Source organism: Streptomyces sp. MZ04 (assembly GCF_004684775.1).
In the GTDB taxonomy this organism is placed as follows: domain Bacteria; phylum Actinomycetota; class Actinomycetes; order Streptomycetales; family Streptomycetaceae; genus Streptomyces.
On sequence record NZ_SRIC01000415.1, the window covers coordinates 1 to 5,563 of the forward strand.

General features: G+C 74.7%; 3 protein-coding genes. All 3 read left to right on the plus strand.

Going from position 1 to position 5,563, the window contains the following annotated elements:
• The coding region (locus E2651_RS40740; protein ID WP_245239522.1) for a DUF6777 domain-containing protein at positions 1-1,246 on the plus strand (1,246 nt) is incomplete at its 5' end.
• A 115-nt stretch (positions 1,247-1,361) separates the two neighbouring features.
• The gene (locus E2651_RS40745) at positions 1,362-2,525 is read left to right on the plus strand and encodes an exonuclease SbcCD subunit D (RefSeq protein WP_135336317.1); all 1,164 of its coding nucleotides are present in this window, start codon (positions 1,362-1,364) and stop codon (positions 2,523-2,525) included.
• The coding region (locus E2651_RS40750) for an SMC family ATPase (protein ID WP_135336318.1) at positions 2,522-5,563 on the plus strand (3,042 nt) is incomplete at its 3' end. The genes E2651_RS40745 and E2651_RS40750, both read left to right, overlap by 4 nt.

A 5,563-nucleotide genomic window follows, 5' to 3' on the forward strand; every position in this document is an offset into this window, starting at 1 on the left:
CTCCCACCCGGGCCCCTCTCAGCCGGGCGCCACCCAGCCCGATGCGACCCCACCGACCGCCGAACGCCCTACAGGCCCGCCGAGCGGTCCGCCCGATGGCGGGGGGCCGGGCGGTCCTCACGGCCCCGATGGGCCGGACGAGGGAGCCACGGGGCACGGCCAGGGTCCCGGAGACAAGCCCGAGCGCCCCTGGTGGAAGTCGGCGCCGCGCGTGGCGGTGATCGCCACCGCGATCGTGGCCGCGGTGGTCCTGACCGTCGTCCTCACCCGCCCCGACAGCAAGTCGGACACCGTGGGCGAGGTGCTCCCCCTGCCCACGGACAAAACGGGTCCTGATCCCTACACCGACTCGACGGCCCGCAAAGACGGCCCGCCGCCGTCCCCGACCGCGCTGCCGAGCTCGTCGGCGTCCGCCAACGTGACGCGCGGCGTCGACGGATCGGCACCCGGTCTCTACGGAGGGACGCGCAAAGTCGGCAGCTGCGACGTGGAGAAGCAGGTCTCCGAACTCCAGAAGGATCCGGCGAAGAACAAGGCGTTCGCCTCGGTCCAGGACATCGCCCCGTCCGCCGTGCCCGGCTACCTGAGGTCGCTCACCCCCGTACAGCTGCGCTTCGACACCCGCGTCACCAATCACGGCTACCGCGACGGCGCCCCGACCGCCTACCAGGCCGTCCTGCAGGCCGGCACCGCCGTGCTCGTCGACGGCCAAGGCGTACCGCGCGTGCGCTGCGCCTGCGGCAATCCGCTGACGCCGCCGGTCGCCCAGAAGGCCCCGAAGCAGACGGGCGACGCGTGGCCCGGCTACCGGTCGTCGAACGTCGTGGTCGTGACGCCCGCCGTCCAGGTCGTGAACGTCTTCATCCTCTTCGACCCGCACAGCGGCGACTGGTTCGAGCGTGACAAGGGCGACACCGGCGCCGGGGACGAGAAGACCACACCGCCGGCGGACAAGCCGACGCCGACCGCCTCCGTGTCCCTGCCGCCGTCCGAGTCCGCGTCCGAGTCCGCGTCCGAGAGCCCCAAGCCCTGCGTCTCGACGCCCGCCGACGGCACCGGACCGCCGTCGCCCGGCGGCAGTCCGTGCCCGTCGACATCGGCTCCGTCATCGGCCCCGGCGTCCCCTCCGGTCAGTCCGCCGTCGTCGGCGGCCGAGCCCCAGCCGCCCTCTTCGGCACTCGAACAGCCGTCCGTGTCTGATGTGCCACAGCAGCAGTCGGAGCCAGGGGCACCTGAAGTTTCGTGATCGAGCAGGTGTGATCAGGCGCTAGCGTGGTGGGTGCTGTCGGCGAGGCCCGTGCTGTGCCGGTGCTGGCTCCGGCGGCGCAGGAGGGGGAAAGCATGCGGGCCGGAGCGGCGTCTTGAGAATTCTGCACACGTCCGACTGGCATCTGGGGCGGTCGTTCCACCGGGTGAACATGCTCGGGGCCCAGGCCGATTTCATCGGCCACCTCGTCGCCACGGTGCGTGAGCGCGAGGCGGACGCCGTCGTCGTGTCCGGGGACGTGTACGACAGGGCGGTGCCGCCGCTCGCCGCCGTCGAGCTGTTCGACGACGCGCTGCACCGGCTCGCCGACCTGGGTGTGCCGACCGTGATGATCTCCGGGAATCACGACTCGGCGCGCCGCCTCGGCGTCGGCGCCGGTCTCATCGGACGCGCGGGCATCCATCTGCGCACCGCGCCCGCCGCCTGCGGTGAACCGGTGGTCCTGGCCGACGACCACGGGGACGTGGCCTTCTACGGCCTGCCCTACCTGGAACCGGCCCTGGTCAAGGACGAGTTCGGGGTGGCCCGTGCCGGGCACGAGGCGGTCATCGGCGCCGCCATGGAGCGGGTGCGGGCCGACCTGGCCACTCGCGCGCCGGGCACCCGTTCCGTCGTCCTCGCCCATGCCTTCGTCACCGGCGGCGAGGCCAGCGACAGCGAGCGGGACATCACCGTCGGCGGGGTCGCCGCCGTGCCCTCGGGCGTCTTCGACGGCGTCGACTATGCCGCGCTCGGCCATCTGCACGGCAGCCAGGCCATCAGCGAGCGGGTGCGCTACTCGGGCTCCCCGCTGCCGTACTCGTTCTCGGAGTCCGCCCACCGCAAGACCATGTGGCTCATCGACCTGGGGGCGGCGGGGGAGATCCACGCCGAGCGGATCGACTGCCCGGTGCCGCGGAAGCTCGCCCGCGTCCGGGGACGGCTCGACGAGCTGCTCGCCGACCCGGACCTCGCCCGCCACGAGGAATCCTGGCTCGAGGCGACGCTCACCGACCCGGTGCGCCCCGACGACCCCATGGCCCGCCTCTGCGCGCGCTTCCCGCACACGCTCAGCCTCGTCTTCGATCCGGAGCGGTCGCCCGACGACCCGGACGTCTCGTACGCGCAACGCCTCAAGGGCCGCAGCGATCAGGAGATCGCGGAGGACTTCGTGACCCATGTGCGCGGCGCCGGGCCCGATGGGCGCGAACGGGCGGTGCTCGAGGCCGCGTTCGACACCGTCCGCACCGAGGACACGCTGCGGGAGGTCGCCCGATGAGGCTGCACCGGCTCCGGATCACCGCGTTCGGCCCCTTCGGCACCACCCAGTCCGTCGACTTCGACGAGCTCTCCGCCGCCGGGCTCTTCCTGCTGCACGGCCCGACCGGCGCCGGGAAGACCTCCGTCCTGGACGCCGTCTGCTACGGCCTGTACGGCTCGGTGCCAGGACCCCGGCAGGGCGGCGGCCAGGGTGTGACCCTGCGCAGTGACCACGCGCCGGCCTCCGCGCGGACCGAGGTGTGTCTCGAACTCACCGTCGCCGGGCGCCGGTTGGAGATCACCCGGCAGCCGCCCTGGGAGCGCCCGAAGAAGCGCGGCACCGGTACGACCACGGAGAAGGCGCAGACCTGGCTGCGCGAGTACGCGGCCGCGGACGCCGGTCACGCGGGCGGATGGCAGGACCTCAGCCGCTCCCACCAGGAGATCGGCGAGGAGATCACCCAGCTCCTCGGCATGAGCAAGGAGCAGTTCTGCCAGGTCGTGCTCTTGCCCCAGGGCGACTTCGCGCGCTTCCTGCGGGCCGACGCCGAGGCCCGCGGCAAACTGCTCGGGCGGCTCTTCGACACCCGCAGGTTCGCCGCGGTCGAGCAGCGCCTTGCCGAGCAGCGGCGCCAGGCCGAGGGCGCCGTGCGCGAGGGCGACGCGGAGCTGCTCGCCGACGCGCACCGGATGCAGCAGGCGGCGGGAAGCGACGCCGCCGAGCTGCCGTCGCCCGACCTGTCGCCCGGCGATCCGGGGCTCGCCGATGCCGTCCTGGCGTGGGCCGCCGTCGCCCGCACCGGTGCCCGTGAACGGCGCGCGATCGCACGGTGCGCGCTCACCGCCGCCGAATCCGCGCAGGCCGCCGCGGGGCGCCACTTCGACGACGTACGCGAACTCGACCGGCTGCAAAGGAGGTTCGCCCAGGCGCAGGAGCGGGCCGAGCGGCTGCACGAGCGTGCGCAGGAGCACCGGCGGAACAAGGACCGGATGGAGCGGTCCCGCAAGGCCGAGACGGTGGCTCCCGCGCTCGGCCTGCGCCGCGCCACCGAGGAGGAGCACCGGCGCGCCACCGCCGAGGAGGCCCGCGCTCGGCGGCAACTGCCCGACACCTTCGCGGACGCCGGGGCCACGGGGCTCGCCGCCGCCGCACGCAAGGCGGCCGAAGAGCTCGGCGGCCTGGAGTCGGCCCGGCGCGCCGAGCGCCGCCTCGCCGAACTCGGCACGGAACGCGTCGCGTTGGAGCGCGAGGAACGCGCCGACGACGAGCTGCTGCGCGAAGCGGCCGGCTGGCTCGACGGGTGGGAGGCCACCCGCGCCGGACTCCAGGGACGTATCGAGTCCGCCCAGGAAGCGGCCACGCGCGCGGAGCACCTCGCGGGCCAACTGGAGCCCGCCCAGGGCAGGTTGGCCGCGGCGCGGCGCCGCGACCGGTTGGCCGAACAGGCGGCCCGCGCGCACGAGAGCACACTCGTGGCGCGGGAGCGCGCCACCGTCGTGCACGAACACTGGCTGGCCCTGAAGGAGCAGCGCCTGAGCGGTATCGCCGCCGAACTGGCCGCCGGCCTGACGGACGGCGCCCCGTGCGCGGTCTGCGGATCGGCCGAACACCCCGCGCCCGCACCCAAATCCGCCGGTCACGTCGACCGCGCCAAGGAGGAGGCGGTGCTCGCCGACTACCGGCGGGCGGACGAGCTGAGAACGCAGGCCGAGCGGCGCCACGGTGAGATCCGGGAAGCCCTCGCCGCGGAGGCCGCCACGGCGTCGGGGGCCACGACCGCGGGGGATGCCCCCGACACCCCGCGCGGCCCGTCCGTCGACGAAATCGCCGCGTTTGTCGAGAAGTTGCGGTACGAACACGCCGAGGTGCGGGACCGCGCATCCGGCCTTCGCGACGCCCGGGAAACCCTCGACAGGGCCGAGCGTGAGCACGACCGCAGGGTCGCCGCGCGGCACGAGGCCGCGCTCAGGGCCTCATCCCGCGCCACGCGGCGCGAGGCGCTCGACCGCGAACAGGAGGCGCTGGAGGCCGAGTTGACCCGGGCGCGGGGCGCCAGCGGCAGCGTCGCCGCCCGTGCCGCGCAACTGGAGCGGCAGACGGCCCTCCTGACCGAGGCCTCGGAAGCGGCCCGCACCGCCGACGACACCGCCCAGTGGCTCAAGGACGCCGACGCGCGACTCGCCGACGCGGCCTTCCGCGCGGGGTTCGACACGCCGGGGGACGCGGCCGACGCACTCCTGGACGACGCGCACCACCGCGCACTGCAGCACCGCGTCGACGCCTGGCAGAACGAGGAGGCCGCGGTGCGTTCCCTGCTCGCCGAGCCGGACGCGGCCGCCGCCGCACAGCGGCCGCCCGCCGACCCGCGGGCGGCCCAGGACGCGGCCGAACGGGCCGATGCGCGGGCCCGCGCCGCCGCGTCCGCGCTCGACGCGGCGGACCGGCGCTGCGCCGAACTCGACCGGCTCTCCGGCCGGTCGGCCGCGGGCGCCCGACGCCTCGCCCCGCTGCGCGCCGACTACGACCGCGTCGCGCGGCTCGCCGGGCTCACCGCGGGCACATCGGCGGAGAACGAACGCAAGATGCGCCTGGAGTCGTACGTCCTGGCCGCCCGCCTCGAACAGGTCGCGGCCGCCGCGACCGCACGGCTGCAGCGCATGTCGTCGGGCCGCTACACCCTGGTCCACTCCGACGACCGCACCGGCCGCGGCCGCTCCGGTCTCGGACTGCACGTGGTCGACGCGTGGACGGGCCGCGAGCGCGACACGTCGACGCTGTCGGGCGGCGAGACGTTCTTCGCCTCGCTCGCGCTCGCGCTCGGCCTCGCCGACGTCGTCACCGACGAGGCCGGCGGCGTACGCCTCGACACGCTCTTCATCGACGAGGGCTTCGGCAGCCTCGACGACCAGACCCTGGACGAGGTCCTCGACGTACTGGACTCCCTGCGCGAGCGGGACCGCAGCGTCGGCATCGTGAGCCACGTGGCGGACCTGCGGCGCCGCGTCCACGCACAGCTCGAGGTCGAGAAGGGGCGTGCGGGGTCGGTCGTGCGCCAG